A 26,854-nucleotide genomic window follows, 5' to 3' on the forward strand; every position below is an offset into this window, starting at 1 on the left:
TCGGGTTCGGACGTCGGGTGTGGCGCACCAATGCCCCTCCGGCCGGGGCATTTCGGGCCGAGCGGGAACGTCTACTTCCGCGCCGACCTCGGCGAGGTCGTCCGTGGCCGCGCGGCGCCGGCGCTCTCCGGCGCCTCCTGGGTCCCCCCCAGGAGGCGCCGGATGTGGGCCCTGGCGACCAACGGCCCGTGGGTGGGCGTCAGGCCACGGCGGGTGTGTAGTGGTCGGCGTCACCGCCTTCGATGGCGCGGCTGGCGGTGCCGTCGATGCCCACCGGAGCGTCCCCGGCGACGGTCACCCGGTGCAGCAGGCGCGGCAGGTCACCGTAGTCGTCGGGGGCGTAGTGCTGGGTGCTGCGGTTGTCGAACAGGACGAGGTCTCCCGGTGTCCACGCCACCCGGACGATGTTCTCCGGCCGCGTCACGTACGACTGGAAGATCCGCAGCAGATCCCGGGATTCGGAGGGGCCGAGGCCCTCGATGGTCTGCGCGAAGCCGCCGATGAACAGGCCCCGTTCTCCCGTCTCGGGGTGCACGCGCACGACCGGATGGGCGGTGCGGTACTTGCGCGACACGAACTGCTTGCGGTGCTCGGCCGCCTTGTCGTTCTTGGGGGCGGCGTAGTCGTAGTCGTTGGTGTGCACCGCCCACAGCTTGTCCGCCAGCTCGCGCAGCGGCTCGGGCAGGTCCTGGTAGGCCGCGGCCGAGTTGGCGATCAGCGTGTTGCCGCCGTAGGGCGGGACGACGATGCTGCGCAGGGTCGACGCCTTCGGGGGTGTGCGGACGAAGGTGACGTCGGTGTGCCAGTGGTTGGCGCGGATGCCTTCGTCGCCGTCGACGGGCAGGATGTTGGGCTGCCCGTCCACGGACGGGACGGTGGGGTGGGCGGTGGTGAGTTCGCCGAAGAGGGAGGCGAAGCGCAGCTGGGCCGCGTCGTCCAGCTGCTGGCCGCGGAAGACCAGCGCCTTGTGTTCCAGCAGAGCCGCGTTGATCTCGGCGACGAGCGCCGGTTCGAGGTCGGCGGAGAGGTCGACGCCGACGATCTCGGCGCCGATGCGTCCGCCGATCCGGCGGATGTCGAAGCCTGTGCTGGTGCTCATGTGCGTATTCCTTTCGGGAGTTTCGGCTGTGTCAGGGGGTGGTGGGCAGGGAGGTTTGTCGGAGCCGGGAGGGTCGTGCCGGCTGCCCCTGTGGAGCCGGACCGGTCATGCCGGCTGCCCCTCGGTGACGGAGCGGGCGAGCCGGCCTGCGGGGCGGGGCAGACCGTAGTGCTCGCGCAGGGTGCGTCCGGTGTACTCGGTGCGGAACAGGCCCCGGTCCTGGAGGAGCGGCACGACGTGGTCGACGAAGTCCTCCAGGCCGCCCGGCAGATGCGGCGGCATGACGTTGAAACCGTCGGCGGCTCCCTGGGTGAACCAGGCTTCGAGCTGGTCGGCTATCTGCTCCGGCGTCCCGGCGAAGACCCGGTGGCCGCGCCCGCCGCCGAGGCGTGCGATGAGTTCGCGCAGGGTCAGCCCGTCGCGCCGGGCCAGTTCGGCGACCAGCGTGAAACGGCTCTTGTTGCCGTTGATGTCCCGCTCCTCGGGCAGCGAGGGCAGCGGTCCGTCCAGCGGCAGCCCGGTCAGGTCGGTGCCGAGCATCCCCGACAACTGGGCGAGTCCGTACTCCGGCACCTGAAGGTCGGTCAGCTCCCGCTCCAGGGCGCGGGCCTCTGCCTCCGTCGAGCCGATGACCGGGCAGATTCCGGGCAGGATCTTCAGGTCGTCCTCCGAACGCCCGTAGCGGGCCAGGCGGTTCTTCACGTCCTTGTAGAAGGACTGCCCGTCGGCGAGGGTCTGCTGTGCGGTGAACACGGCCTCGGCGTACTGGGCGGCGAACTCCTTGCCGTCCTCGGACGAACCGGCCTGCACCAGCAGGGGGTAACCCTGCGGGCTGCGCTGCACGTTCAGCGGGCCCCGTACGGCGAAGTGCTCTCCGCGGTGGTCGACGGGCCGCACCTTGTCGGGGTCCGCGTAGATCCCGTGCTCGCGGTCGAGCAGGACGGCGTCGTCCTCCCAGCTGTCCCAGAGCTTGGTGGCCACTTCCACGAACTCGCGCGCCCGGTCGTAGCGCAGAGCGTGTTCGAGGTGTTCGTCCTGCCCGAAGTTGCGGGCCTCGTCGACCGTGCCGGAGGTGACGATGTTCCACCCGGCGCGCCCGCCGCTGAGGTGGTCGAGGGAGGCGAACTTCCGGGCGGTGTGGAAGGGTTCGTTGAAGGTGGTGGAGACGGTGGCGATCAGGCCGATGTGCTCGGTCACCGTCGCCAGGGCCGACAGCAGCGTGAGCGGTTCGAAACCGCCGAGCGCGTTGTGTTTGACCTTGCCCCACAGGGCCAGGCCGTCGGCGAAGAAGATCGAGTCGAGCTTGCCGCGTTCGGCGGTCTGCGCGAGGTACTGGAAGTAGCGCCGGTCGGTGACGCGTTCGGGCTGGGTGCGCGGATGGCGCCAGGCGGCGTCGTGGTGGCCGGCGTTCATCAGGAAGGCGTTGAGATGAAGGCGGCGGGGGCTGGCTGCGGGCATGGAAGGCTCCTCCGGGTTCCTTGGCGCAGGGGCGGATACGGACGTCAGCCGGTCGCGGGGACGCGCCACGAGCTGAGCCGCTTCTCCACGGCCACCAGCAGCTGGTTGAAGGCCACGCCGATGACGGAGATGGTGACGATGCCCGCGTACATCTGCGGGATGGCGAAGTTGTACTGGGACGCGTTGATCAGATAGCCGAGACCGGCCTTCGCGCCGATCATCTCGGCGGCGACCAGGACGACGATGGAGATCGCCCCGGCCAGCCGGATTCCGGTGAAGATCGTCGGCACCGAGGCCGGCAGAATCACCTTCTGGAACAGCCGCGGGGCGGACAGGTCCATGGACTTCGCCAGCCTGAGCAAGGTGGGGTCCACGGTGCGTACCGCGCTGATGGTGTTGAACAGGATCGGCCATGCGCACGCATACACCACGATGGCGATCTTCGACGTCTCGCCGATGCCGAGAAGCAGGACGAACACCGGCAGCAGGGCCAGGGCGGCGGTGTTGAGGAAGACCTGGAGCAACGGATTGAGGAGATCGGCGACCGGCCGGTACCAGCCGATGAGCAGGCCCAGCGGTACGGACACGGCGACCGCGATGCCGAATCCGCTGAACGAACGCACCAGGCTCGCCTCCGCGTTGTCGGCGAGCTGACCGTTGGCCACCAGCGCCCACCATGCCCGGGCGACCTCGCTGAACGGCGGCAGAAAGGTCCGGTCCACCAGGCCGAAGCGGGGTGCCAGCTCCCACACGAGCAGCAGGGCGACGATCGCCGCCGACTTGGTGGCGCCGGTCAGTACCCCGCGCAGGAGGCGGGGCAGTACCGGCGGGCGGTGGAGCCGGGGCCCGCTCGGCGCGACCGGCAGGCCGGCCGTGGGCTCCTCGGTGGACGGCGGCGGGGGGACGGTGATCGGCGCGGAGAGTTCCTCCGGGGTCTTGGCCCGAGTGCTCGCATCGCTTGCCAGGCTCATACCGGAACCTCCTCCTTCTCCAGCAGTTGGGTCCTGGCCACCTCGTCGTGCAGAAGCGTCCAGATCTCGTGTCGGTACCGTGCGAACTCGGGGCTGGACCGCAGGTCGTCCGTCTCCGTACGGGAGTCGAAGCCGATCGGCACGACCTGCTTGATGCGACCGGGCCGGGAGGTCATGACCGCCACCCGCTGCCCCAGGTAGACGGCCTCCTCGATGCCGTGGGTGATGAAGACGACGGTCTTCCCGGTGCGCTGCCAGATCCGCAGCAGCTCGTCCTGGAGCGACTCCCTGGTCTGGGCGTCCAGCGCGGCGAACGGCTCGTCCATCAGCAGGACATCGGGGTCGTAGGCGAGGGAGCGTGCGAGGGCCACGCGCTGGCGCATGCCGCCCGACAGCTCGTGCGGGTGACGGTTCTCGAAGCCGGAGAGCCCGACCAGGTCCAGGTGCTCACGGGCCCGCGCGGCGCGCTCACGTCGTGGCACCCCGGTCGCCTCCAGGCCGAACTCGACGTTGCCCAGGGCGGTGCGCCAGGGCAGCAGGGCGTACTGCTGGAAGACGATGCCGCGGTCGAGGCCGGGTCCGGTCACCGGTTCCCCGTCCAGGAGGATCCGTCCGGCGGTCGGCCGGGCGAGCCCGCCCAGCAGGTCCAACAGCGTGGACTTGCCGCATCCGCTGGGGCCGACCACGACGACGAACTCCCCCGCGTCGATCCGCAGGTCGACCCCGTCCAGGGCGGTGAACTCGCCGTCCCCGTCCGCCGAGCCTCGGCCCCTCCCCTTCTTGGCGGCAAAGGTCTTGCGCACCTGCTCGATCTCGATCTTGGCTGTGGTGGGTCCTGACATGGGATCAGCTCCCGCCCTTCGAGGTCGGGCCGTCCGTGGACGATTTGTCCTTCTGGTCTTCCTTCTGGTCTTCCTTCTGACCTTCCTTCCGGCTGTTCTTCCGGCCGTACGCGTTGAACTCGTTGGTGTAGAGATCCGACGCCTTGACCTGGCCCTTTTCGATGTCACCGCGCTTGGCGAGCCAGTCGATCCACAGCTGGAGCTCCTTGTCGGTGATGCGTCCGCCGGTCTCGGCGACGCCGAAGGACTTCCAGTACTTCAGTGGAGCGGTGTCCTCGTTGCGGCCACGCTTCTTGACGATCTCGACCTGCCGGTGGATGACCTCTTCGCGCGGTCTGGCACGGGCCCACTCGATGGCGCGTGCGACACCCGTGACGAAGGTGCGCGCGGTGTCGGGGTTCTCCTTCAGGAACCGGTCGTTCACCACATACGTACCGGCGGAGAAGTTGCCGAGCAGCTCGTAGTCGGTGAACAGCGGCCTGATACCGCCGGTCTGTAGCGCCTTGTCGCGCAGGATGTCGCCGAGGACGCCCACCTCGATCTGCTTCTGCCGCAGCGACTGCTCGGTGTTGACCGGGGGCACCACCAACGGCTCGACCTTCTTGGTGTCCGCCCGTGACAGGCCGTGGCGTTGCAGGTAGATGTCGAGCATCGCCTCGGAGTGCGCGCCGAGGGTGTTCATCCCGACCTTCTTGCCGATCAGGTCACGGGCCGAGCGGATCGGGCTGTCCTTGAGGACGTAGAAGCCGTTGTAGGCGGCCTTGTCGACGCCGTAGTAGCTGACGACCGCCGTGATGGGCGCCTTTCTCGCAGCGAGTTTGACGACGGCTCCGTTGAACGCGCCGCCGAAGTCGACCTGTCCGGTGGCCGCCGACTGGATGTCCTGCGGCCCGCTGATCGTGTTGCCGACCCACTTCAGCTTCACGTCCTCCAAAAAGCCGAGGTCCTCGGCCAGTTCGGGGAGGATGACGGACCCCGCCCAGCCCTGGTACCGCAGCGTCCTGGCCTGGTCCTTGGCCGCGCCGCCACCCCCGGTACCGCAGCTGACCGCGACCGCCGAGAGGCCCAGCAGGGTGAGGAACTGTCGTCGGCTCGATGCGGTGGTCAGCGGGCTTATGGAGCTCATGGCAGGGTCCTGTTCGAGTCGGTGAGTGGCGCGGGGAGGTATGCGTACGACGTCTGCTACGGAGGGGACGCAGGGGGGAAGGTGGTAGCAGTCGCCGAGCCGCTGTTCCGCTTCCGGAGGGCGTGAAGACCGTCCGGGAGGCGAAAAGCGAAAAGGAAACGGGAAGGGTGAGGGTGAGGGTGAGGTGCCATAACCGGTACGCGTAACGAACCCGGCAGATTTCGCACGCGCACCCAACTCGACAGATTCGAGGTGCACATGCGGCGAGAACTACCAGGAAAACGGGGAGTCTCGGACCGGTGAGCGCGGGAATGGCGCGCCGGAATCAGGGGTCGCTCAGGAGCTGACGCTGGTCGGCAGCTCTAGCAGCCAGCGGCACAGATGGCACTGGCCTGGCGTCGAAGATCGACGTGCAGGCGTGCGGTGAAGTTCTCCGAGAAGCTCACACTCGGGAGGCTGACAGCGAAAATCAGCCACGTCAATGTGGCAACGGCCCTCGTCTCACTTTCTGATTCTCCCGCCACGCGCGCGCAGTATTTCGTTCACAATCGATAGCGGGGGGCAGGACCGGGGTTCCGGGTGACGATGCATCCCGGACCCCGCACCCCGCACCCCAGGAGAGCTTCACTCTCGTGCGGTGCGTAGCGTGAGAATGTATGTCGCGGTCAGCGCAACGGCACGGTCTTCGTCACGGGACAGCTCTGCGAGGGCATGTGATGTCGTGCTCCCCGGGATGTCCGCGAGCGCCTGTGTCAGCCGTCGGCGTGCAAACGATCCCATGGTGCCGTGGGCGAGGCAGTCGACGAGCCCCGTGGCGATCTGATCCGCCAATGCGGGATCCCTCGCCAGCGTGCTCAGTGCATCGGCCGCGTCGGCGTCGTTCCTCTCCTCGACGATCATGTCGAGGAGCGTCGGAACCGCGTCGGCCGCTCCGCGTGCCCCGAGCTCCAGAGCCGCGTACCTGCGGACCACGATGTCGGGGTTCGTGAGGGCGTCCCGCAACAGTGCGGTCGCCGCATCGTCCGGAATCTCGGCGATGGACCGGACGGCACGTTTCCGCACCTCGGCCGCGGGCGAGCCGAGGCCCTCCGCCAGCAGTGCCGACGCGTCCTCGCCCGATTGCGCCAGAGCCCAGCGAAGGGCTCCGGCGACGTTCGGGTCCGACTCGCTCAGCACGGCCTCGACCAGTGCTTCCACCGGCACGGGAACGTCGTCGACCGCGGACAGGGCCGCGCGCTGCCGCGCCCCCGCGCTCTTCGACCCCAACGCCTGGAGGAGCGCGACGGTCTGGAGGACGTCCTCCCAGCCGGCGGGTTCCGCGGCACCGATCCGACGGAGTCGCGTGAGCAGCTCCGTCTCCGCTGCGATGCGGTCTCGCGTCCGGCGGATGAGGTCGTCGACGAGTTCCGCGGGCGCGAAGCCGGGGTCGTCGAGCGCGCGCCCGACGTCGCGCAGCGACAGGCCCAATGACCGCAGGCTCTCGATGTGGAAGATGCGCCGGATGTCCTCGCTGGAGTACTCGCGATAGCCAGAATCGGTACGACCCGTGGGCCGCACCAGGCCGAGCGATTCGTAATGCCTGAGCATGCGGGCGCTGACCCCGGACCGCCGCGCGACATCGCCGATCAACACTGCCTACTGCCCCTCCTGGCCGGGCCCACCGAGGGCTACGACGCGCTTGGCCTCCTCGATCGCGAACTCGAATCCGGCATCCGGGTCGCGCCACAGCCGCTCCGTGGCGATCGCGTGCGCGCGTACGCGAGGGTCGGGATCCGTCGTCGCGGCGCCCAGTGTCGGCAGCATCGCCTTCCCGAGCGCGATCAGTGCCCGGCTGAGGCTCAGCTGCGTCTCGCGTTCGCCGCGCCCGAGCTGTGCCGCCAGCACTACGGCCAGCTCGCGCTCCTGACCTTCAGGCACGAGCACGACCGCTGCCCGCCAGGCGCTCCGGGCCACCTCGTCGTCGGCGTCGGCCAGCAGCGCCGGTGTGATCGCCGGCCACGCTTGCCGATCCCCGATCTTGGACAGCGTGTGCAACGCCTGGCTCCGTGCCTGCGCGCGCTCCGAGCGGACTTCTTCGAGAAGCACCGGGAGCGTCATCGATGCCTCGTGGCGGGTGAGTGCCCATGTCAGCATCTCGCGCACGGAGAACTCGGGCTCGATCGCGCATCTCTCGATGAGCTTGCCGATGAACCCCGGGTCCGGGGTCGTGCCGACCGCCAGCGCTGCCTGTAGCCGTACCGACGGGTTGTTGTTCTCCAGCCCCTGGAGGGCCCGCATCGTGTTCGTGTCCTCTTTCGACATGGTCATCAGGACCACCTCCTCGGCAGCAGTGAAGACGTTGTCACTGTGTCAAGGTCAAGTCGAGCCAGGCCGGGAGATGGCCAGGCATCCTCGGCCCGGCCGCTTCGCGTGAAACGGCGGGGACCGGAGACGGCGCATCAGCCGACGTGCCGGTCCCCGCCTCTTCCTCAGGAGCCGTCAGTCGCCGGCACGGAGGTGTCGGCCGGTACCGCGGGAGCGTCCTTGGTGCCAGGTGGTCTGCTGCTGCGGTTGAACACGGTGATCGAGACCATGATGACCGCGAACCCGATGATCTCCGAGAGGGTCGGGCGCTGGCCCAGTACAGGCCAGGCGATCAGCCCCGCGGCGATCGGTACGCCGTAGAAGTACGACGCCACCCGGTCCGCGCTCTCCGAACGCATCAGGACGAACAGCAGGCTGAGCGCGCCGATCGATACGCCGACCGACATCCACAGTTCCGAGAGCAGCAGCTCCGGTGTCCAGCGGATGATGCCCTTCTCGAAGATCAGTCCGCCGATGAGCATGACGACTGCCGACGAGCCGGACTGAACGCATCCGTTGATCAGCAGGTGGGCGCCGGGATTCTTCAACTGGTAGTAGAACTGACCGGCGGACAGCCCTACCAGGCCGAGGAATCCGAAAGCGATATTGGTCGGGGTGAGCCCGGATGACGACTCCAGGCCCCGGTACACCGTAATGGCGACACCGACCACCCCGCCGATCAGGGCCAGCACCGACAGCAGCCGGACCTTTCTCGCGGTCACGACGGAGACCATCAGCCACACCAGAATGGGTTGCAGCGCGATGATCAGTGCCGAGACCGCCGGGGTCATGCCGTGGTAAAGCGCGTAGAACACCCCGACGGAGAACACACCCTGAAGCAGGATGCCGCTGAGGATGAGGTGGACATAGCCCGAGCGTGGCCAGCTGACCCTCAGGCACATGATGAGGACGAACAAGATAACTGCGGTCGCGCCGAACCGGATGGCCAGGTAGTAGAAGGGCTCCGCATACGGCAGGCCATAGCGGCCCCCCACAAAACCTGATCCGTAGAGGATGACGAACACCAGCGCGATCAGCGAAACCTTGAGGTTCTTGGTCTCGCCGGTCACTAGCGCATTCCCACCTTGGAGTCGAAAGTGACCGTGGTGGTGTGCGGACGAAGCGGACCCGATGGTGTCTGGGTGCCGGCGAGTCGGCCGGCCAGCTCGTACTCGTTGACCAGGCCGATGATCTCGTTCTTCAGCACCGCGATCGCCTTGGGGTAGTCGGCGTCGTCCACGGCGAGCCGCGTGCTGGGCGCGGTCGACCGGGACGCCTTCTGCAGCGTGCTGATTCCGTATATGCGGGACAGGATGCGCCCAAGGATCACGATCTTTTCCTGGGACGGCGCATCGGCGATATGGCTGAGGTTGATATCGGTGAGATGGAAGAACGCGTCCTCCAGATAGCCGAACCGGCCGATGAACTCCAGCGGCGAACGGAGCCCGGACTGCTGGAACTGGCGCAGGAACAGGGTGGCCAGGTGCTGGCACAGCAGATCGTTCGTTCCGTCAAAAATGGTGTAGACGCGCGCATCGAGCAGGGCGTAGGCGGCGATGTTGTCCGGCGCGCCGGTCCGGTACCCTTCTCCGCCGCACAACTGCTGGTAGTCGATGGCCGATTCCAGCATGAATTCGGAGGCCAGCACCTTGGTCGCCAGCGAGGCGAACATGCTGTTTTCCAGGTCTGTGTAGTAGTCCTCCGCCAGCATCAGCTGCCGGTACAGCGCATTGCACACGACGTAGTTCTGCTGGATACGGCTGACCTTGTACCGCACGTAATCGATGTCGTGCAGTGTACCGTCGCCGATTTTCCTGCTGTTGACGTGCCGCAGGGACTCCGTGCTCAGCCGGCGCAGGAAGCCGCTGGCCATGGCGGCCTTGCTGAACCGGGACCCGCAGAGGATTTCGGCGGCGTCGCCGAGGCTCTCCCTGGATTTGGTGAGCCGGTAGTGGCGGGGCACGCGCAGGTCCAGGGTGTTCAGTCCGTACCCGAGGTTCTTCAGGCCCAGGCTGTCGTAGACCTCGGTGGTGACGAATCCGCCGTCGGACCGCTTGTGGGCGAAGTACCCGAACTCCTTGCGCTCCGGGTGCTTGGCACAGATGATCCACCAGTCCGCCTGCTCGCTGAACGCCTGCCAGTGCTTGGTTCCGGTGATCCGGTACGTATCACCGTCGTCGTGGTACGTGGTCTGCATGCGTGCGAGGTTGGAACCGCTGCTCGGTTCGGTGAAGGCGAGCCCGCCGATGACGGGGTTGTGGAGGAAGTCGTCGAAGACCTCTTCCTTCAGCGCGTCATCGCCGCTGGACGCCACGTTACGGAGGAAGAGGACGGTCACGATCATTGTGTACATGCCCAGCGGCAGATTGCGCTCGGACATGATTTCAATGACTTCGCACATCTCCCGGTGGCTTTCCCGGCCGCCGTACTCGCGCGGGATGGCCGGTAAGTAGATACCCAGGTCGACCAGCTTCCGCAGACTTTCCCGGGACAGCGGCTCCTGCGGCAGCCGGGAGCTGTCGAACTCTTCGATACTGCGCCGAAAATTATCAAGGAACTCGGTCGAATCAAGGTCGACCAAAGGGTTGCGCGACACACTCAAGGCAATAGTCCAATCTCAGCTGGCAAGTTGATTCCGGTGCTACAGCGCGCTCAGTTCGGCTCGTAGATGGTCCGGGATGCCGGCAGTGGCTTCCCTTTCGTAATCGAAGTGGACCATGATGCAGGTTCCGTGGGCGACTTCGGCGCCATTCTGTGTGGCGATCTGCTCGATAGCGATCGAGGTGTTGCCGACCTTTGCCACCTTCGTCTCGATGACGACGTCGACGGACCCCAGAATCTGCCGGGTGAAGTCAATCTCGTACCGACGCAGAATGAGCGCGAGGTCGCGCATGTTCGGTTCTTTGCTGAACAGCCGGAAAATCGGCAACCGACCATGCTCGAACCAGACCGGCACTGCGGAGTTTGTGACATGGCCGAGCACATCGACTTCGGAGAAGCGCGGCGAAATGGTCACCTTCACGTTCTGCCCCTCAATTGGTTCAGTCGTTCGAGTTGTTGACAGTGTCTCATCGCTCACCTTCCGCCGGGTGACACACCAAGATTCCACGGGGTGTGACGTGCGACACGAACACCTGTCACTGCGTCACGACGCGCCGCCCGATGCTGAGCGGCAGCGCCGGGCGAAGTCAACTGGTTTTTGCCGACGGGCCGTTCGCGACCCGGCGCGGGGTCCAGCGGTGGAACTACTGGTACTGGAGGCCGTCACACAGCGTGCATGGGGCTCGACTCCGAGAAAAGGGCCAAAGGCACTACTGGCGAGCGTACGTAATCCCGTCGACGGGAATGCGAAATGACATAAACCGAATCGCGAGACACCAGTGAATTGTTCACGCTGTTCCTGGCCCCACGACCCGGCGCCCCACGACCCGGCGCCCTACGACCCGGCGCCCCGCTCCCGGCGCTCGGGCCGCGGGCGTGCAGCGGCATGCCGACGGATGCAACCACCGTGCAACGTCGCGAGGAGTTCACTGGATCGCTGCTTCGTGGTGAGGAGAGGAGGACGAGGTGGCGGACGACGAACGGGAGGCCCTGGAGGCTGTGGTGGCCGGTGGGGCGGAGGTCGGGCGGATCGGGCTGACCGCGGCGGCCGATGAATTGCTGCGGCTGCTGCGGGCGCAGCACGGGCCGCTGATGTTCCACCAGTCCGGCGGCTGCTGCGACGGAAGTGCCCCGATGTGTTATCCGGCCGGGGAGTTCCGTACGGGAGCGTCGGATGTGCTGCTGGCGCGGCTGAAGGTGCCGGGCGTGCCGGAGCCGGTGGGGTTCTGGATGTCGGCGGAGCAGTTCGCGCGGTGGCGGCATACGCATCTGACCGTGGACGTCGTGCCCGGCCGGGGCGGCGGGTTCTCGCTGGAGGCGCCGGAAGGAGTGCGCTTCTTGATCCGGTCGCGGCTGCTCACCGACGCGGAACGGGCCGCGCTCGGGGAGTGACGACCGGCCGACGGGGTGGGTGCACCGTCGATGGGCGGGTGCGCAGAAAGGGGACGGGTGATACGGCGAGACCCCGCGCACGGGGGAGAACGCGGGGCCTCAATAAGGAGAACGGACGGGCGGCCGACCGGGTTCCCGAACCGGCCAGAATTTCCGGCCAGTTTCCCGGCCGCCACCCTTTCCCGGCCCCCGTCGCTCACGCCTCGCCCCTCACGCCACCCCGGTCATGCCTCACGCCTCACACCCCACCCCTCACACCCCACCCCTCATGCCTCGTCCTGCACCAACCGCTCCAGCATGTCCTGGAAGTCCATGTCCACGACCACTCGCAGGCCGTCGCCGTGCGGTTCGCTCAGTGGGGTCAGCACGCCGCGGCGCCACCAGTACACGCGGGGGCTGATCGCGCCCGCCGCGTCCTCGTGGCCGGCGGCCGCGAACTGGGCCATGGCCTGGAGCGCCGGGATGACCTGGGCGTCCTGGATGCGGTGGAAGGCCAGCTGGTGGCGGAAGGGGAACGCGACCAGGGCCCCGTCCGGGGTGAGCCCGGTGCCCATGAGGCGCTGGACCAGTTCGTCCAGCACCAGTACCCGGCTCGCGGTGAAGAACGAGTCGCCGAGCAGCACCTCGAACGACGAGCCGTCGCCGCGACGTACCGTCTCATGCCCCTCGACCGGCAGCGCGCGCAGATTGTTCATGGCCCGGATCCGCAGCTCGGCGACGTCCCCTAGATCGGCCAACGAGTCCTCGCTCAGCGTCTGCACCGCCTCGGGCAGATCGAGCGCCAGCACCTCGCGCAGACCGGGGGCGTGCTCGCGGCCGTAGCGGAAGGAGTCGGAAGCGGGCAGCGTCTCCTGGGCGACGATCCGTGGGTAGAGGCAGGCCCGGATCTCGTCCTCGGAGAGGATCTCCAGCGGCTGCGGGCCGTCCATGGTGCGCAGCACCTTGCCGACGTGGTCGCGGATCAGCGCCGGCCAGCTGCGTTCGCCGCGCCGGTCGCGGTGGCAGACGGCGGCGAGGTTGCCGAGGCCGAACTGGCGGCCCGCGGAGTCGGTCACCACGCCTGCGTACGCGGTGACTTCCAGGCCCCGTTCGGCGAACGCCTGGCGGACCTGGGATCTGAAGAAGCCGCCCTCGCGCTCCGAGAAGAAGGTGAACTCGGCATCGCGTGCGAGGTCGCGGGAATCCCGCTTGGGTCCTCGGCGGAACAGGCCCATCTCTTCCTCCCGGCAACGGCCACGAACGTCGGCCACGATGGGGCCGATCGTAACGGGTGCGCCCGCCGCCACGGGCATGCTCCTTGCGCGGGGAGGCCGCGACGGACACGGAGTGCGCCCGCGCACCTCCCCGCAGGTGGGACGCCGGTTCGCGCCCTCCCCGGCCAGAGTCCGGCCGAGGGGCCGGGCGGGTCCTCGGGCCGGTCCGACGGGTCGGCGTGGGCCCGCGACGCCCCACCGGACCGGCCCTCAGCCGCCGATGTTGACGTCGATGCAGGCGTAGAAGGCGTTGGCCGTATCGGCGATGTTCCAGACCGCGAGGACCTTCTGTTTGCCGGTGATATCGCCGAAATCGACCGTGTGCGAGACCGTCGCGGGCGGCTGCGCACCGCCGTCGTCGAATTCGGCGATCTTCTGTCCGCCGACGAAGTACTGCCAGGTGCTGGTCGCATGACGTGCCGTCAGTTTCCAGTTGAAGGTCTGGGAGCTGCCGACCGGGGTGACCTGCCACCCCTTGGAGTCGTCGTCGAGATCGGCGAACCGGCTGTTGCCACCGCTGCAACTGGTCAGCCCCTTGGGCCCCTCGACGCTCTGCGGCTCCCATTTGATCGGGCCGCATGCGACGGTGCCGGCGGCGCACTGCGCCTGCCGGCTGGGCGGGGTGGACACATAGCCGTGGGCGCTGGCCGGGCTGGCCGGCATGGTGACGACGAGGAACGGGGCGATGGCGGCGCCGATGGCGACGGCCAGCCTTCTCATTTTGTTCATGTCAACTGTCAACCCTTTCGCGCGCGTTGAGGGGGGTGTGGGGGCGTGGGGCGGAGGACGCGAGGGTGTTCCTTGGGCGGCTCTCGAGCTTCTCCGGATACCGGCCAATTGGTCTAGACTTTAGCGACTGTCCGTGTACCGTCAAGAGGCGTCGCCATCCCTGTGGCTGCTGCCGCAACCCCTGTGACTGCTGTTGAAAGGGCATACGGAAGGGAGGAGAATTCTGGCCTGAGATGCCGCCCGTGCCGCGAGCGGAGGAGGCCATGACGTCGTCCGCTGCCCCGCCCCCCGCGGGCTCCTCCGGCCCCTCCGACAGGCCGGCGCCGTTCGGCACGGACAAGGGTCTCAGGGGCGGCGCACTCGGACTGTTCTCCAGCACCGTGATCGGTCTGGCCTCCACCGCCCCGGCCTACAGCATGGCGGCCACTCTCGGCGTCATCGTCGCCGTCGTCGGGCTCCAGTCCCCGGTCGTCATCGTCCTGGCATTCATCCCCATGTTCCTGATCGCCTACGGCTACAAGGGGCTCAACCAGGTCGACCCGGACTGCGGCACCACCTTCACCTGGGCGGCGCGGGCGTTCGGGCCGCACACCGGATGGCTGGGCGGCTGGGGCATCATCGCCGCGGACATCATCGTCATGGCGAATCTGGCGCAGATCGCCGGGCAGTACGGGTTCCAGCTCGTCGGCGCCCACGGGCTGGCGCACAGCACACTGTGGACCATGGTCACCGGGGTGGTGTGGATCGCCCTGATGACCTGGATCTGCTACATCGGCATCGAGGTCTCGGCCAACCTTCAGAAGGTCCTGCTGACCGTCGAAGTGGTGGTGCTGCTGGTGCTCGCCGTCACCGCGCTGGTGAAGGTCTACTCGGGTACGGCGCCCGGCCCCTCGACGCATATCGCCTGGGCCTGGTTCGACCCCACCCGGATCCGTTCGCTCGACGTGTTCACCACCGGCATCCTCACCACCGTGTTCATCTACTGGGGCTGGGACAGCTGCGTTTCGGTCAACGAGGAGACCGCGGACCGCACCCGTACCCCGGGCCGCGCCGCGGTCATGTCGACCGTCATCCTGCTGTGCGTCTATCTCCTCGTCGCCACGTCCGCACAGAGCTTCGCCGGTGCGGGGCGCACCGGTATCGGGCTGGCCAATCCGGCGAATTCCGCGGACGTGCTCTCCAATCTGGGCACCGAGGTCTTCGGCAATGGTGCGGGGGGCCAGGCACTGACCAAACTGCTGATTCTGATGGTGCTGACCTCGGCAGCGGCGTCCACCCAGACCACGATTCTGCCGACGGCCCGTACCACGCTGTCGATGGCCACCTTCAAGGCGCTGCCCACCCACTTCGCCCGGGTTCACCCCCGCTTCTTGACGCCGACGTGGTCCACCGTCGGCATGGGCCTGGTGTCCATCGTCTTCTTCGTGCTGCTGAGCCGGGTGAGCGAGAATCTGCTGGCCGACTCCATCGGTTCGGTGGGCCTGATGATTGCGTTCTACTACGGGCTCACCGGCTTCGCCTGTGTCTGGTACTTCCGCAAGGTGCTGCGCCGCAGCCCCCGCGCACTGTGGACCAAGGGCATCATGCCGGGCCTGGGCGGTGCGCTGCTGCTCTACCTCTTCGTCAACGCCTGCGTGGTGTACGCCGCCCCGGACTACGGCAGCACCTCCTGGACCCTGCCCTTCCCGCCGCACTGGCACCTCGGCGGGGTCTTCGTCACCGGCATCGGCTCGCTGGTCCTCGGCGCCGTTCTGATGCTGGTCTACCGGGTGATCAGTCCCGCGTTCTTCCGTAAGCAGGTCATCGCGGTCTCCGCGCACGAAACGCACGAGGCGCACAAGGCGCCCGAGACACCGGAACGCGGCGGAGAGGCGTGAACGCGCACGGGACGCAGGCGCGCACCCGAGACGCCTGAATGTGCACGGGACGCAGGAACGCACACGGGACACACGACGGAGGTCGAACGGACCCGATATGCCGCTCCGATCCATCCCCTGACCTCGGCCAATGCCCCTTCGGATGCTGACCCGTACACGACGTGTCAGTGTGGTGAGGAGGCCGCGAGTCGGCTGGCTCGGACCGCGGCGTCATACGCGTAAAGGAGCCCGACATGGCCACTCACGCCGGCGGAGCCCCCCTGGGCAATGCCTCGCGCACCCACAGCACCGCCGCGGAAGGCTGGACCGTCTTCGCCGCGGTCCTGATGATCTTCGGCGGCATCATGGCGATATTCGAGGGCGTCTCCGCCATCGCCAAGGACACCGTCTTCGTCTCCACCCCGCATTACGTCTTCCAGTTCAACCTCACCGGCTGGGGCGTCATCCACCTCGTGCTCGGCATCGTGGTCGCCCTCGCCGGCGCCGCGCTGTTCACGGGGGCGGTATGGGCCCGCGTCGTCGGTATCGTGCTGGCGGGCCTGAGCATGCTCGCCAACTTCATCTGGCTGCCGCACTTCCCCGTGTGGGCGATCGTCGTCATCGCGCTCGACGCCTTCATCATCTGGGCACTGTGCCACGCGCACGGCGTCATGGAGGAATGAGCTACGGAAGAGCGGCGGGGCCCGGGGGACGGGGCTCGTGGCCCCGTCCGGCGGCTCCCCAGGAGCCCGATTCGGACGATCCCCCGCGTCGCCCGAATCGGGCAGCTTGACCGGAATCTCTGCATCTCAGCGGCAGACATCCGGTGCCTGCCGAGTATACTGGCTCGGAGCCAGTCAACGCAGGAGTACAGCATGTCCCCCCGGAGCGCATCGGTCAACGAAGCGTTGCGGCAGCGCTCGCGGGAGCGGCTGCTCCAGGCGACCGTCGACCTGGTCGGCGAGCGGGGGTTCGAGGCGACGACGCTGGCCGATATCGCCCGGCACGCGGGGGCGGCCCGCGGTCTGATCTCGTACTACTTCCCCGGCAAGCGCCAGCTGTTCCAGTCGGCGGTGCACCGGCTGATGCATCTGACGCTCCAGGCCGCGCTGGAGCAACCGCCGCAGCCGAGCGGGCCGGACGCGGGGCGCGAGCTGATGGCGCGCGCCATCGACGCGGTCCTGGGGCTGGCGCACGACCACCCGTTGCTGATGCGGACCCATATGGCGGGAATTCTGACGGCCGAGGGATTCATCCAGTGCCCCGAGCAGCAGCGGCTGGCCCAGTTGCTGCGCGGGGTGGTCGTCGCCTACGGATCGCCGCGGCCGGATGCCGACTACCTGCTGCTGCGGGCGCAGTTGATGGGTGCGGTGGTGCCGGTCCTGCTGCCCGGTGCACCCATCTCGCGGGATCTGATGCGTGCCGAGCTGTTCCAGCGGTACGGGCTGGACTGGGGGTTCGGGGTGCCGCCGCACGAGCGGCCGCCGGGCGCGGAGCCCGCCGGGGTTCCCGTACCGCCTGAGCGGGCGGGGCAGTGACCGGCGGGCGCCGTCAGCGCTTGTTGTGACGGGGTGACAGGAAGCCCTCGTCGCGGGCGCCGGCGATCAGGCGGAGCGATCTGCGACGGTTGCGACCGGTGGCGTGCATGACGGCCAGCACCGGGTCCTGGCCGTTTTGCTGGGCCGCCCGGTAGACGTCGGCGGCCAGTTTGCGGCGTTCGCTGGTGCGTGAGCGGATCAGGGTGGCGGGAGGGGCGGAGGCGGCGGGTGTGCCGTGGCCGTGGGCTTCGTCGGGCCCGGTCGCCGCGGCGGGCTCCGCGGGCGCGGCGAGCCCGTCGGATCCGGGGTTCTTCGGGGCGCGGTCGTGGGTGGCGGCCGCGGGGACGGCGAGCGGGGCGGCCGTACGGTCCTCGCCCCCGGGGGCATCAGGCGCGCCGCGCAGCAGGCGGTCGCCGGGAACGGCGGGTTCCTCCGGGGCCGCGGCCTCGGGTTCGGCTTCGGGCGCGACCGGCTCGTACGCCGCCGCGGCCTGCGCATCGGACCCGGGCGGCCGCTCCTTGCGCGGCCGTCCGGTGGCCAGCCGGCAGGCGTCGTCCAGCGGGCCGTCGATCCAGCGCGTCAGGGTGGCGAGCCCGTCGAGCGTCAACGGCGGGTCGGCGCGCAGGTCCTCGACGGTGAGCCCGTCGTCGGACACCGCCACCAGGACGTCGATCCGGGCGCCGTCGGCGAAGTTCAGCCGGGCGCTGAACCACGGTTCCAGCGGATCGAGCCGGGGCGGCAGGGGCTCCAGCCCGAGGGGGCCCTCCGGATCGTCGGGGGCGTACGACTCGGGAGCGGGCGCGGCCGAGCCGCAGGCCTGGAGCTCCCAGGCGGGCCATTCGGCGGTCGCGTCCTGGGCTTTATATCGGCTCTTAACGGTATAAAAGTCACTTCCCGACACAGAGGAAAACGTAGCTCCCTGTCCACCGGCCCCCGTGGCGCGGCACGCTCATCGCACCGCGAGCAACCCCGATAGCGCACTCCCGCCACGGGGCCGCCGGTGCGATCCTGGGGGTACTCCGCGGAAGGGGCCACCCGTGCTTCGAGTCGCAGTCATCGGATCGGGACCGAGCGGTGTCTACACCGCGCAATCCCTGGTCGAACAGGAGGCCGTACCGGACATCGAGGTCTATGTCCTGGACCGGCTGCCATGCCCGTACGGCCTGGTCCGTTACGGCGTCGCACCGGACCACGAGAAGATCAAGTCGCTCCAGGGCAATCTGCGCACGGTGCTGGAGCATCCCCGGGTGCACTTCCTGGGGAATGTGGAGGCGGGCACCCCGGGGCTGGGGGCGGCCGAGCTGCGCGAGATCTTCCATGCGGTGGTGTTCTGTGTGGGCGCCGCCACCGACCGTCACCTCGGCATCCCGGGTGAGGACCTCCCCGGCAGCCACTCCGCGACCGAATTCGTCGCCTGGTACAGCGCGCATCCGGATGCAGCGGCCGCCCACTTCGCCCTGGGGGCCCGTTCCGCCGTCGTGATCGGTGTGGGGAATGTGGCCGTGGACGTGGCCCGGATCCTGGCCCGCGGCGCCGCGGAGCTCGCCGGCACCGATATGCCCCAGGGAGCGCTCGGCGCGCTGGCCGACAGCCACGTCGAGGACGTGTGGATGGTGGGCCGGCGCGGGCCCTCGCAGGCGAAGTTCACCACCAAGGAGCTGCGGGAGCTGGGGTCCCTGCCGGGCACGGAGGTGCTGGTCCGGCCCGAGGAGCTGGCGCTGGACCCCGCGTATGCGGATCCGGGCGGGCTGCCGGCGGTGGCGCGGCGCAATATCGAGGTGCTGCGCGGCTGGGCGGAGCACCCGGTGGCCAAGGGGTCGGCGGGGGCGGCGCCGCTGCGGCGGATCCATCTGCGGTTCTTCCTGCGGCCGGTCGAGATGGCCGGGGACGCCGCCACGGGGGTGCGCGCGGTCCGGTTCGAGCGCACGGCACCGGACGGGCGCGGCGGGGTGACGGGGACCGGCGAATACGAGGACCTCGCGGGGCAGTTGGTCCTGCGGTCGGTCGGCTACCGCGGGACGCCGCAGGCGGGGCTGCCGTTCGACGAGGCGCACGGGACGGTGCCGCACCGGGCCGGGCGGGTGCTGCGGGACGGGGACGTCTTCCCCGGTGTGTATGTGGCGGGCTGGATCAAGCGCGGGCCCAGCGGGGTGATCGGCACCAACCGGCCGTGCGCGAAGGAGACCGCGGCCTCGCTGCTGGAGGACGCGGCCGTGCTGGCGCGGCGCGCGACGGCGGACGATCCGGTGGCCGCACTGCGCGAGGCGGGGCAGTCGCCGGTGCCGTGGTCGGGGTGGCTGGCCATCGAGTCCGCGGAGGCGGAGTGGGGCCGTCGACTGGGCCGTGGAACGGTCAAACTGCCGGACTGGGAGCGGCTGTTGGAGGCCGCGCACGCGGTGGTGTGAGCGCCGCTCAGCCGTCGCCGAGGCGCCGGACCTCAAGGTCCGCGGCGCGCAGGACGTCGTCGAGCAGGCCGGGGAAGAGCGCGTCCAGGTCGGCCCGGCGCAGCGCGTTCATCTTGGCCGTGCCGCGGTAGATCTGCCGGATGACGCCGTGCTCGCGCAGTACCCGGAAGTGGTGCGTACAGGTCGACTTGCTCACCGGGAGCGCGACGTCGGCGCAGTTGAGCTCCCCGTCCGCCGCGGCGATGGCGCAGACGATCCGCAGCCGCACGGGGTCGGCGAGGGCGTGCAGCACCTCGGCGAGCCGGATGTCGTCGCGGTCCGGGTGGTCCAGGGAGCGGGAGCCGGAGGGGGTGGCGGGCGTCATGGCGGTCCTGGGGGTGCGCGGTCGGTGGGCTCGCCGGGTCGGTCCGGCCGCTTCATTGTACGAGAATCATCGTAGTTTGACATCTCACGTACTACGACGGCTATCGTACGAACGTCGGCGAGCCCCGTGCTCGCACCACCGCCGCTACCGACCCGGAGATTTGCCGTGAGCACGCTCTTCCAGCCCATCACCCTGCGGTCCCTGACCATCGCCAACCGACTCTGGATGGCGCCGATGTGCCAGTACTCCGCGGCGGCCACCGGGCCCGACGCGGGCGTCGCGACCGACTGGCACTTCGCCCACTACGCGGCCCGGGCGGCCGGCGGCACCGGCCTGATCCTGGCCGAGGCCACGGCCGTCGCACCGGAGGGCCGGATCAGCCCGTACGACCTGGGCCTGTGGAACGACCGCCAGGTGGCGGCGCTGCGCCGGATCACCGGTTTCCTCAAGGAGCAGGGCACCGTCCCCGGAATCCAGCTGGCCCACGCCGGGCGCAAGGCGTCCACCGACGCCACCTGGCACGGCGGCGGTCCGCTGACCTCCGACGAGGGCGGCTGGAGCACCGTCGCGCCGAGCCCGCTGCCGTTCGACGAGGGGCACCCGGCCCCCGACGAGCTGAGCGTGGGGCGGATACACGAGATCGTGGAGCAGTTCGCGAGCGCCGCACGGCGGGCACTGGACGCCGGTTTCCAGGTGGTCGAGGTGCACGGTGCGCACGGCTATCTGATCGGCCAGTTCCTCTCGCCGCACACCAACCACCGCACCGATGCGTACGGCGGCTCGTACGAGAACCGGACCCGCTTCGCCCTGGAGGTCGTCGATGCGGTGCGCGCCGTGTGGCCCGAGGAGCTGCCGGTGCTCTTCCGCATCTCGGCGACCGACTGGCTGAGCGAGAACGAGGACGACGAGCGCGAGGGCTGGACCGCCGACGACACGGTGCGTTTCGCCGCCGACCTGCTGGCGCACGGGGTGGATCTGCTGGACACCTCCACGGGCGGCCTCGCACCGCGGGCGCGGATCGCGACCGGCCCGGGCTATCAGGTGCCGTTCGCCGAGCGGGTCAAGCGGGAGACCGGGCTGCCGGTCGGCGCCGTGGGGCTGATCACCGAGGCGCGGCAGGCGGAGAAGATCGTCGCGGACGGTCAGGCGGATGTGGTGCTGCTCGGCCGCGAGCTGCTGCGCAACCCCTCCTTCGTGCGCCATGCAGCCCGCGAGCTGGGCGGCGAGGTGGCCACCCCGCAGCAGTACCACCGGGCCGTCTGACCTGCGCCGATACGCTCCGGAACGCCGTTGTCAGTGGTCGGGTGCACACTGACGACTACCTGGGACAACGGCGTTTCGGAGGTGCATCGGCATGACGGACGTACTCCTTGCGGTGGGCACCCGCAAGGGCCTCTTCCTCGCACGGCGGCGGCGCGGCGAGTGGGATGTGCACGGCCCGCATTTCGCCGCGCAGGCGGTCTACTCCCTGGGGATCGACACCCGCGGCCCCAGACCCCGGCTGCTGGCAGGCGCCGACAGCGCCCACTGGGGCCCGTCGGTGTTCCACTCCGACGACCTCGGCGAGACCTGGCAGGAGCCCTCCCGCCCGGCGGTCAAGTACCCGCGGTACACCGGGACTTCGCTTGAGCGGGTGTGGCAGCTGCATCCGGCGGGCCCCGCGGCTCCCGACGTCGTCTACGCGGGCACGGAGCCCGGCGGGCTGTTCCGCTCGGAGGACCGCGGGGAGACCTTCGAGCTGGTGCGGCCGCTGTGGGAGCACCCGAGCCGGGAGAAGTGGGTGCCCGGCGGCGGCGGGCTCGCCGTCCATACGGTGATCACCGACCCGCGCGACGCCGATGCGGTCACCGTCGCGGTCTCCACGGCCGGGGTCTTCCGCACCCTGGACGGCGGCGCCAGCTGGACGCCGTCGAACCACGGCGTCAAGGCGGTCTTCCTGCCGGACCAGCATCCGGAATTCGGCCAGTGCGTCCACAAGATCGCTCAGGACCCGGTGGACCGCGACCGGCTCTATCTGCAAAACCACTGGGGCGTCTACCGCAGCGACGACGCGGGCGTCACTTGGACGGACATCGGCGACGGCCTGCCGTCGGACTTCGGCTTCGCGGTGGCCGCGCATCCGCGCCGGGGCGACACCGCCTATCTCTTCCCCATCACCGCCGATATCGACCGGGTGCCCGCCGACCACCGCTGCCGGGTCTTCCGCACCACCGACGCCGGCGGCAGCTGGGAGGCGCTGAGCCGGGGGCTGCCCGAGGAGGACCACTACGGCACGGTGCTGCGCGATGCGCTGACCGTCGACGACACCGACCCCGCGGGCGTCTACTTCGGCAACCGCAACGGAGAGCTGTACGCGAGCGCGGACGACGGCGACAGCTGGCGGCAGCTCGCCTCCCATCTGCCGGATGTGCTGTGCGTACGGGCGGCCGCCGTGGGGTGAGCACAACCGGCGGGCGCGGGCGAGCCGGGGCCAAGGGTCGGGCCGGAAAGGGACCGGAAAGGGAAGGGAGGCGGCCGTGGGCCAGTAGGGTGATCGCGTGGCTGCACGACCTCTTCATGACATCGTTGAACCGGGCTGGGCCAAGGCACTTGAGCCCGTTGCCGGACAGATCGCCGCGATGGGCGACTTCCTGCGGGCGGAGATCGCCGCGGGACGCACCTATCTCCCGGCCGGACACCATGTGCTGCGCGCCTTCCAGCAACCCTTCGACGGGGTGCGGGTGCTGATCGTCGGACAGGACCCGTACCCCACACCGGGGCATGCCTGTGGGTTGAGCTTGTCCGGGTGCACGCCCCTCGGCAGCTCCTCCGAGCCCCGCACCTTTTGGTCGGGCCTCCACGTAGATCGACCTGCCGTCCATCGGCATGGTGAAGGTCCGGACGCGGCGCTTCCGCCAGGCCCTCAGAGGGCGTTTGATCTAGGTGGATTGCCCTTTATCTCCTAGTAAGTTCCTCGCCAGGTGGATGTCGTCTCGTCCGTTATGCGCTTGGTGAGGTTGTCGATCGATGCGATGTGGATCATGGCCTCGGAGCTGGCGGGCAGGGTCTCGTAGTCTCGGGCGAGACGTCGGTGCAGCATGATCCAACCGATACTTCGTTCGACAACCCAGCGCCTTTTGACGACGTGGAAGCCGCGAACTCCTGGGTTTCTGTTGACGACTTCGACGTCGATTCCGAGGCTGGCGCCGTGCTCGATGACGGCGTTCTTGAAGCCGGTGTCGACCCAGCTCTTGGAGATGGTCGGGTAGGTCTTCTTGGCTTGGTCGAGGAGCTGGATTCCGACGGCATTCTCGGACAGGCTCGCGGCGGTGACGGTCACGGCGAGGATGAGTCCGATCGTGTCGGTGAGGATGCCCCGTTTCCTGCCGACGATCTTCTTGGCGGCGTCGGTTCCCTGGCTGGTCAGGGGCACATTGGTGGAGGTCTTCACGCTCTGGGTGTCGATCACGGAAGCGGTCGGTTCGGGCTTGCGTCCTTCCTTCACGCGGGCCAGGCCGGTCAGGTCGTAGTTGAGCTGGGCGAGGATTCCCTCGTCGCGCCAGGCGGCGTAGTAGGCGTAGACAGTGCCGTGGTTGGGGAAGTCGTGCGGGAGGTATTTCCAGGGGATTCCGGTGCGGTTGATGTAGAGGAGTGCGTTGAATACGTCGCGCAGGTCGACCTTGGCCGGCTGCCCGGTGGGCCTGCGGTCGAGCCGGGCCTTTCTCCAGGCCGTCAACGTCGGCTCGATTAAGGCCCATCGGGCGTCGGACAGGTCGCTGGGGTACGGCTTCCGCTGGCTCACGGCGTAGCGTGATCATGGATGCGGCGGACGGTGCTGTTCCGCTGCTGCTGGGCGTTTCTGCCTGATCTTCAAACCAGACGGACTTCGTGCATGAGAACCGGAGCAAACAGGCGTCCAAGTCCGCAGCTCTATGGACGCGAGGGTGCATGTATAGGGCAGATGCCTCAAGCCTGACGGCCGCGAAAGTTACTTACCGACACAGGCCATCTCTAAATGCCCACTCAGTGGGTGTTCTGCGAGGATTCGCCGGTTTCAGCTTGAGTTGACGTCTGGCCTGGCCGGTGCCCTGGGTGAGGGCGCACGGCCCCGAGCGGCTGTCCCGGGACCGCTCAGCTGTCGTTTGCAGCCAGGCCCCCGTTGTTGCGGCCGTCGAGGAAAGCGCGGATCACCTGGCGAGCCCGCTGTTCTGGTGGGGTGCCCTGTTCGGCGGGGAGGGCGTTGCTCAGCCAGAGGGTGGCGAAACCGTGCACGAGCGACCAGGCGGCGATGCCCGCGTCCCGGGTTTCGGTGCCGGGCAGAGTGGGGGCGCCGTAGAGGAGTTCGCCGGCGCGCTGCTGAGCGGCGAGCAGTGCCGGGTCGTCGCCCTGATGGAGGTGGGGCTGGAACATGACCTCGAAATGTGCGGGGTGGCTGAGTGCGAACTGTACGTAGGCCACGCCCATCTCCGCGAAGTCGCCGGTCTGTTCCTGTGCGTTGTGCATCAGGTCGGCCAGTGCGTGGAAGCCCTGGGCCGCCAGCGCCGTCAGCAAGCCCTCACGGCTGCCGAAGTGGTGCGTCGGTGCGGCGTGCGAGACACCTGCACGCCGAGCGAGTTCGCGGAGGCTGACCTTTGCCACGCCGGATTCGGAGATGGCGGCGGCCGCGTGGTTGAGCAGTGCGCGCCGTAGATCTCCGTGGTGGTACTGCTGTGTCCGTCCGTTGAGGGGGGCGTTCATCGCGACAGTCTAGCTGAATCTTGACATTGACAAGATGCCGTACATAGATTTCGATCTTGTCATTGGAAAGATCGAAGACGGAATGATTGAGGTGCGTATGGCGCCGTTGATGACCCTGCTCGTCGGATCCGCTCTGGCGTGGCTGCTGGGGCTGGCAGGCGTGGACGCGCTGGAAGGATGGCAGGCGGCGCTGCGAGTCGGCCTGGCCGCGATGTTCGCGCTGACCGGCACGGCGCACTTCACTCGACGGCGCGCGGCTTTGACCAGCATCGTTCCCGCGCGCCTGCCTAGGCCCGAACTGCTCGTCACGATCACCGGTGTGCTGGAGCTCGCCGGGGCCCTCGGGCTGCTCGTCCCCCTCACCAGCCGTCTGGCGGCGGGGTGTCTGGGGGTGTTGATGGTGGTGATGTTCCCGGCCAACGTTCGCGCGGCCCGAAGCGGCGTCCTGCTCAGCCCCCTCAGCCGGCTCGCTCCGCGCACCGTACTGCAGATCGTCTTCCTGGCGGCCTGCCTCGCGGTCGCGCTCTCCTGAGCGGCCTCTGACTTGGTGTCCTGTGTTGGTTCGCCGAATTTAGGTTGAGTTGAGGTCCGGGGTGGCCGGTGCGGGCTGGGCCAGGGTGAACAGGCCAGGTTCGGGCTCGGTGAGGATGTCGCGGTCGACGAGGCGTTTGAGCTTGGCGCGGATGCTCTCGGTCTGCCGTGGTTCGGTGCCGATGCCCAGCGTCTGGCAGACCTCCTTCGCGCGGAGCCTGTACCCAGTCTGCTCGAAGGCAGCGAGGACCTCACGGTAGCCGGGCGGCAGCGGCTCGGGCGGCTCGGTGCCGTCCTCGGAGGCCAGTTCCAGCATCGTCTCGCGAGTGATGTCCAGGCGTTCCAGGGTGCGTTCGGCGGCAGCGAGTTGTTCGGTGAGCAGTGCGATCTGCTCACGTAGTTGTCCGGCCGTCTCGCGTACCAGCTGCTGCCGGGCCTCGATCTTGTCCAGGAGATGCTTCATCGACGCTCCTGTTCGTCGGGGGCGAGGGGTGCCGGGCGGGCGGGTCGCGCCAGGTCGCGGTGGTGGTGCGGGTGAGGCGGCGGAGCATGAGGTCGGTCATCGACCAGTGGATCCAGGCCACTGAGCTGGCCGGCCTGGTCTCGTAGTCGCGCACGAGGCGTCTGTGCAGCATGAGGGTGCCGAGAGTCTGCTCGACCACCCATCGCTTCGACTGTGGGGCGAACCCTTTCGTCCCCGGCTCGCGCTGCACGATCTCGACGTCGATGCCGAGGCGGGCGCCGTGCTCCACGACAGCCTCCTTGAAGCCAGCGTCCGCCCATGCCTTCGTCACCGTCGACAGGCGTCAAGGAAACCTCGCTGGCCAAGTCCAGGCCGGTCAGGTCCAGGGCGGTCCGGCCGTACCGGGCAAGCTGCATCCGCCGCAGCTCCCGCAAACTGGCCCACGTCAGTGCGACGCCGAAGAACGCCGGGCGCGTGGAAGAGGCCCCCTGGCGACATTGAGAAGCCGTCTCTCAACCGAATGAGATCCCTTGATTTCTGCTGGTCAGGAATGGTTTCGCTTGGGGTGAGGGAGGGATGCGGCGTCTTGTGTCCGCTTGATGGATGAGGGGTGCGCGGTGGCGTCGGTGCTGGGGATGCTGGAGGAGCGGGAGGCGGTTGCTCGGGTGCGGGTGGAGGGCCTGCGGGAGGAAGCCGCGCGGCTGGCTGAGGTGTTGGAGGCCGCGGAGATCGAGCTGGACCGGCGGGTGATCGCGCGGGAGGAGCTGGTCGAGGCGTTGGCCGCCTCCGCGGCCGAGACGACTGCCGTGTCCGGGGCCGAGACGGAGCAGAAAGAGGAGCCCTCACGGGTTCCGGTGCCGGGCTCGACGGTGCCGCCCTGGCGGGAGGGGCTGCCGGTGACGGTGCTGGCGCCGGACTACCAGCGGATTCTGGGCATGGTGGAGGAGTGGCGATCGGCGGGCAAGGGACCGCTCAAGGCCAAGGAGATCGCGGTTCAGCTGGGCCTGGAGACGGTGCCGGCGAAAGTCGAGGGGGTTCGTTCGAAGGCCAGGCGCCTGGCCGAGCGCGGGTGGCTCGTGCAGGAGACGTCGGGGATGTTCAGCGCCGGCCAGCGGCCCGTGGCCGTGCCAGACGCCGGCTCATCCGCGTGATCATCGACCACCGGAT

General features: G+C 68.8%; 27 protein-coding genes and 2 pseudogenes. 10 read left to right on the plus strand and 19 right to left on the minus strand.

What is annotated here, in order from left to right:
* Positions 1 to 199: 199 nt before the first annotated feature.
* From SNA_RS18310 to SNA_RS18355, 11 genes are all read right to left on the minus strand, one after another.
* Positions 200 to 1,099: a TauD/TfdA dioxygenase family protein gene (locus SNA_RS18310; protein WP_030070962.1), complete on the minus strand. Its 900-nt coding sequence runs from the start codon at positions 1,097 to 1,099 to the stop codon at positions 200 to 202.
* A gap of 105 nt (positions 1,100 to 1,204) precedes the next feature.
* Positions 1,205 to 2,557: an LLM class flavin-dependent oxidoreductase gene (locus SNA_RS18315; protein WP_044365814.1), complete on the minus strand. Its 1,353-nt coding sequence runs from the start codon at positions 2,555 to 2,557 to the stop codon at positions 1,205 to 1,207.
* 44 nt (positions 2,558 to 2,601) lie between these two features.
* Positions 2,602 to 3,528 carry an ABC transporter permease gene (locus SNA_RS18320; RefSeq protein WP_078969970.1) on the minus strand — a complete coding sequence of 309 codons (927 nt, stop codon included), beginning with the start codon at positions 3,526 to 3,528 and terminating at the stop codon, positions 2,602 to 2,604.
* Complete coding sequence (locus tag SNA_RS18325) at positions 3,525 to 4,370, minus strand: ABC transporter ATP-binding protein (RefSeq protein WP_030070966.1); 846 nt, start codon at positions 4,368 to 4,370, stop codon at positions 3,525 to 3,527. Before SNA_RS18325 ends, SNA_RS18320 begins: the two co-directional genes overlap by 4 nt.
* Before the next feature lie 4 nt (positions 4,371 to 4,374).
* Complete coding sequence (locus tag SNA_RS18330; RefSeq protein WP_241779710.1) at positions 4,375 to 5,496, minus strand: ABC transporter substrate-binding protein; 1,122 nt, start codon at positions 5,494 to 5,496, stop codon at positions 4,375 to 4,377.
* 362 nt (positions 5,497 to 5,858) lie between these two features.
* Positions 5,859 to 6,020, minus strand: coding sequence for a putative leader peptide (locus SNA_RS45215; protein ID WP_420823489.1), 162 nt, complete (start codon positions 6,018 to 6,020; stop codon positions 5,859 to 5,861).
* Between the two features lie 100 nt (positions 6,021 to 6,120).
* Positions 6,121 to 7,128: a MerR family transcriptional regulator gene (locus tag SNA_RS18335; protein WP_030070970.1), complete on the minus strand. Its 1,008-nt coding sequence runs from the start codon at positions 7,126 to 7,128 to the stop codon at positions 6,121 to 6,123.
* 3 nt (positions 7,129 to 7,131) lie between these two features.
* The gene (locus SNA_RS18340) at positions 7,132 to 7,803 is read right to left on the minus strand and encodes a HEAT repeat domain-containing protein (protein ID WP_030070971.1); all 672 of its coding nucleotides are present in this window, start codon (positions 7,801 to 7,803) and stop codon (positions 7,132 to 7,134) included.
* Between the two features lie 161 nt (positions 7,804 to 7,964).
* Positions 7,965 to 8,909 carry a DMT family transporter gene (locus tag SNA_RS42460; RefSeq protein ID WP_044365815.1) on the minus strand — a complete coding sequence of 315 codons (945 nt, stop codon included), beginning with the start codon at positions 8,907 to 8,909 and terminating at the stop codon, positions 7,965 to 7,967.
* The gene (locus tag SNA_RS18350; protein WP_157879974.1) at positions 8,909 to 10,435 is read right to left on the minus strand and encodes an acyl-CoA dehydrogenase family protein; all 1,527 of its coding nucleotides are present in this window, start codon (positions 10,433 to 10,435) and stop codon (positions 8,909 to 8,911) included. Before SNA_RS18350 ends, SNA_RS42460 begins: the two co-directional genes overlap by 1 nt.
* Before the next feature lie 45 nt (positions 10,436 to 10,480).
* Positions 10,481 to 10,861, minus strand: a complete 381-nt coding sequence (locus SNA_RS18355) for an acyl-CoA thioesterase (protein WP_030070978.1) — start codon at positions 10,859 to 10,861, stop codon at positions 10,481 to 10,483.
* 545 nt (positions 10,862 to 11,406) lie between these two features.
* Between SNA_RS18355 and SNA_RS18360 the strand changes: the two genes are divergently transcribed.
* Entirely contained in the window at positions 11,407 to 11,832 is a 426-nt protein-coding gene (locus SNA_RS18360; RefSeq protein WP_241779711.1) for a DUF779 domain-containing protein, read from the plus strand.
* A 266-nt stretch (positions 11,833 to 12,098) separates the two neighbouring features.
* On the opposite strand, the gene SNA_RS18365 is transcribed toward SNA_RS18360, so the two are convergent.
* The gene (locus SNA_RS18365) at positions 12,099 to 13,046 is read right to left on the minus strand and encodes a DUF1444 domain-containing protein (RefSeq protein ID WP_030070982.1); all 948 of its coding nucleotides are present in this window, start codon (positions 13,044 to 13,046) and stop codon (positions 12,099 to 12,101) included.
* A gap of 249 nt (positions 13,047 to 13,295) precedes the next feature.
* On the minus strand, positions 13,296 to 13,814 hold the full coding sequence (locus SNA_RS18370; protein ID WP_030070984.1) for a lytic polysaccharide monooxygenase auxiliary activity family 9 protein: 519 nt from the start codon (positions 13,812 to 13,814) through the stop codon (positions 13,296 to 13,298).
* Positions 13,815 to 14,077: 263 nt separating this feature from the next.
* Here SNA_RS18370 and SNA_RS18375 point away from each other — a divergent pair, with 263 nt between their 5' ends.
* From SNA_RS18375 to SNA_RS18385, 3 genes are all read left to right on the plus strand, one after another.
* On the plus strand, positions 14,078 to 15,691 hold the full coding sequence (locus SNA_RS18375; protein WP_063894082.1) for an APC family permease: 1,614 nt from the start codon (positions 14,078 to 14,080) through the stop codon (positions 15,689 to 15,691).
* 233 nt (positions 15,692 to 15,924) lie between these two features.
* Complete coding sequence (locus tag SNA_RS18380) at positions 15,925 to 16,353, plus strand: DUF7144 family membrane protein (RefSeq protein WP_030070987.1); 429 nt, start codon at positions 15,925 to 15,927, stop codon at positions 16,351 to 16,353.
* A gap of 192 nt (positions 16,354 to 16,545) precedes the next feature.
* Complete coding sequence (locus SNA_RS18385) at positions 16,546 to 17,208, plus strand: TetR/AcrR family transcriptional regulator (protein ID WP_030070989.1); 663 nt, start codon at positions 16,546 to 16,548, stop codon at positions 17,206 to 17,208.
* A 13-nt stretch (positions 17,209 to 17,221) separates the two neighbouring features.
* On the opposite strand, the gene SNA_RS18390 is transcribed toward SNA_RS18385, so the two are convergent.
* Positions 17,222 to 18,109, minus strand: coding sequence for a DUF6214 family protein (locus SNA_RS18390; RefSeq protein WP_044365817.1), 888 nt, complete (start codon positions 18,107 to 18,109; stop codon positions 17,222 to 17,224).
* Positions 18,110 to 18,245: 136 nt separating this feature from the next.
* Here SNA_RS18390 and SNA_RS18395 point away from each other — a divergent pair, with 136 nt between their 5' ends.
* Positions 18,246 to 19,613, plus strand: coding sequence for an FAD-dependent oxidoreductase (locus SNA_RS18395; protein WP_044365819.1), 1,368 nt, complete (start codon positions 18,246 to 18,248; stop codon positions 19,611 to 19,613).
* 7 nt (positions 19,614 to 19,620) lie between these two features.
* Here the strand turns inward: SNA_RS18395 and SNA_RS18400 are convergent, their stop codons facing one another.
* Positions 19,621 to 19,977: an ArsR/SmtB family transcription factor gene (locus tag SNA_RS18400; protein WP_030071001.1), complete on the minus strand. Its 357-nt coding sequence runs from the start codon at positions 19,975 to 19,977 to the stop codon at positions 19,621 to 19,623.
* Positions 19,978 to 20,142: 165 nt separating this feature from the next.
* Here SNA_RS18400 and SNA_RS18405 point away from each other — a divergent pair, with 165 nt between their 5' ends.
* The 3 genes and pseudogenes from SNA_RS18405 to SNA_RS39775 all read left to right on the plus strand — a co-directional run.
* The gene (locus tag SNA_RS18405; RefSeq protein WP_030071003.1) at positions 20,143 to 21,240 is read left to right on the plus strand and encodes an NADH:flavin oxidoreductase/NADH oxidase; all 1,098 of its coding nucleotides are present in this window, start codon (positions 20,143 to 20,145) and stop codon (positions 21,238 to 21,240) included.
* A gap of 91 nt (positions 21,241 to 21,331) precedes the next feature.
* Entirely contained in the window at positions 21,332 to 22,417 is a 1,086-nt protein-coding gene (locus tag SNA_RS18410) for a WD40/YVTN/BNR-like repeat-containing protein (RefSeq protein ID WP_044365820.1), read from the plus strand.
* A 97-nt stretch (positions 22,418 to 22,514) separates the two neighbouring features.
* Positions 22,515 to 22,760 (plus strand): annotated as a pseudogene (locus SNA_RS39775) (uracil-DNA glycosylase); the annotation flags it as partial.
* Positions 22,761 to 22,918: 158 nt separating this feature from the next.
* On the opposite strand, the gene SNA_RS18415 reads toward SNA_RS39775, so the two are convergent.
* Together SNA_RS18415 and SNA_RS18420 are read right to left on the minus strand one after the other, a co-directional pair.
* A complete protein-coding gene (locus tag SNA_RS18415) occupies positions 22,919 to 23,758 on the minus strand; it encodes an IS5 family transposase (protein ID WP_044365822.1) in 840 nt (279 codons plus the stop codon).
* A 329-nt stretch (positions 23,759 to 24,087) separates the two neighbouring features.
* The gene (locus SNA_RS18420) at positions 24,088 to 24,693 is read right to left on the minus strand and encodes a TetR/AcrR family transcriptional regulator (protein WP_030062790.1); all 606 of its coding nucleotides are present in this window, start codon (positions 24,691 to 24,693) and stop codon (positions 24,088 to 24,090) included.
* Between the two features lie 34 nt (positions 24,694 to 24,727).
* Here SNA_RS18420 and SNA_RS18425 point away from each other — a divergent pair, with 34 nt between their 5' ends.
* Complete coding sequence (locus tag SNA_RS18425; protein WP_206742962.1) at positions 24,728 to 25,225, plus strand: DoxX family protein; 498 nt, start codon at positions 24,728 to 24,730, stop codon at positions 25,223 to 25,225.
* 39 nt (positions 25,226 to 25,264) lie between these two features.
* On the opposite strand, the gene SNA_RS18430 is transcribed toward SNA_RS18425, so the two are convergent.
* Together SNA_RS18430 and SNA_RS39780 are read right to left on the minus strand one after the other, a co-directional pair.
* Complete coding sequence (locus SNA_RS18430; protein WP_030062792.1) at positions 25,265 to 25,687, minus strand: hypothetical protein; 423 nt, start codon at positions 25,685 to 25,687, stop codon at positions 25,265 to 25,267.
* A gap of 43 nt (positions 25,688 to 25,730) precedes the next feature.
* Positions 25,731 to 26,018: pseudogene (locus tag SNA_RS39780) on the minus strand (IS5/IS1182 family transposase); the annotation flags it as partial.
* A 268-nt stretch (positions 26,019 to 26,286) separates the two neighbouring features.
* On the opposite strand from SNA_RS39780, the gene SNA_RS18435 reads away from it, so the two are divergent.
* Positions 26,287 to 26,838 carry a hypothetical protein gene (locus tag SNA_RS18435; protein ID WP_044365824.1) on the plus strand — a complete coding sequence of 184 codons (552 nt, stop codon included), beginning with the start codon at positions 26,287 to 26,289 and terminating at the stop codon, positions 26,836 to 26,838.
* The last annotated feature ends 16 nt before the right edge of the window (positions 26,839 to 26,854 follow it).

Origin of the sequence: Streptomyces natalensis ATCC 27448 (assembly GCF_000935125.1) — a bacterium.
GTDB lineage: Bacteria > Actinomycetota > Actinomycetes > Streptomycetales > Streptomycetaceae > Streptomyces > Streptomyces natalensis.

Excerpts from the sequence above, each read along its gene's own strand:
- SNA_RS18435 (WP_044365824.1), top strand. The coding sequence starts at position 26,287 with ATGGATGAGGGGTGCGCGGTGGCGTCGGTGCTGGGGATGCTGGAGGAG.
- SNA_RS18370 (WP_030070984.1), bottom strand. The coding sequence starts at position 13,814 with ATGAACAAAATGAGAAGGCTGGCCGTCGCCATCGGCGCCGCCATCGCC.
- SNA_RS18365 (WP_030070982.1), bottom strand. The coding sequence starts at position 13,046 with ATGGGCCTGTTCCGCCGAGGACCCAAGCGGGATTCCCGCGACCTCGCA.
- SNA_RS18425 (WP_206742962.1), top strand. The coding sequence starts at position 24,728 with ATGCCGTACATAGATTTCGATCTTGTCATTGGAAAGATCGAAGACGGA.
- SNA_RS18430 (WP_030062792.1), bottom strand. The coding sequence starts at position 25,687 with ATGAAGCATCTCCTGGACAAGATCGAGGCCCGGCAGCAGCTGGTACGC.
- SNA_RS18310 (WP_030070962.1), bottom strand. The coding sequence starts at position 1,099 with ATGAGCACCAGCACAGGCTTCGACATCCGCCGGATCGGCGGACGCATC.
- SNA_RS18400 (WP_030071001.1), bottom strand. The coding sequence starts at position 19,977 with ATGACGCCCGCCACCCCCTCCGGCTCCCGCTCCCTGGACCACCCGGAC.
- SNA_RS18315 (WP_044365814.1), bottom strand. The coding sequence starts at position 2,557 with ATGCCCGCAGCCAGCCCCCGCCGCCTTCATCTCAACGCCTTCCTGATG.
- SNA_RS18320 (WP_078969970.1), bottom strand. The coding sequence starts at position 3,528 with ATGAGCCTGGCAAGCGATGCGAGCACTCGGGCCAAGACCCCGGAGGAA.
- SNA_RS18340 (WP_030070971.1), bottom strand. The coding sequence starts at position 7,803 with ATGACCATGTCGAAAGAGGACACGAACACGATGCGGGCCCTCCAGGGG.
- SNA_RS18420 (WP_030062790.1), bottom strand. The coding sequence starts at position 24,693 with ATGAACGCCCCCCTCAACGGACGGACACAGCAGTACCACCACGGAGAT.
- SNA_RS18380 (WP_030070987.1), top strand. The coding sequence starts at position 15,925 with ATGGCCACTCACGCCGGCGGAGCCCCCCTGGGCAATGCCTCGCGCACC.
- SNA_RS18385 (WP_030070989.1), top strand. The coding sequence starts at position 16,546 with ATGTCCCCCCGGAGCGCATCGGTCAACGAAGCGTTGCGGCAGCGCTCG.
- SNA_RS18375 (WP_063894082.1), top strand. The coding sequence starts at position 14,078 with ATGACGTCGTCCGCTGCCCCGCCCCCCGCGGGCTCCTCCGGCCCCTCC.
- SNA_RS18410 (WP_044365820.1), top strand. The coding sequence starts at position 21,332 with ATGACGGACGTACTCCTTGCGGTGGGCACCCGCAAGGGCCTCTTCCTC.
- SNA_RS18325 (WP_030070966.1), bottom strand. The coding sequence starts at position 4,370 with ATGTCAGGACCCACCACAGCCAAGATCGAGATCGAGCAGGTGCGCAAG.
- SNA_RS18330 (WP_241779710.1), bottom strand. The coding sequence starts at position 5,496 with ATGAGCTCCATAAGCCCGCTGACCACCGCATCGAGCCGACGACAGTTC.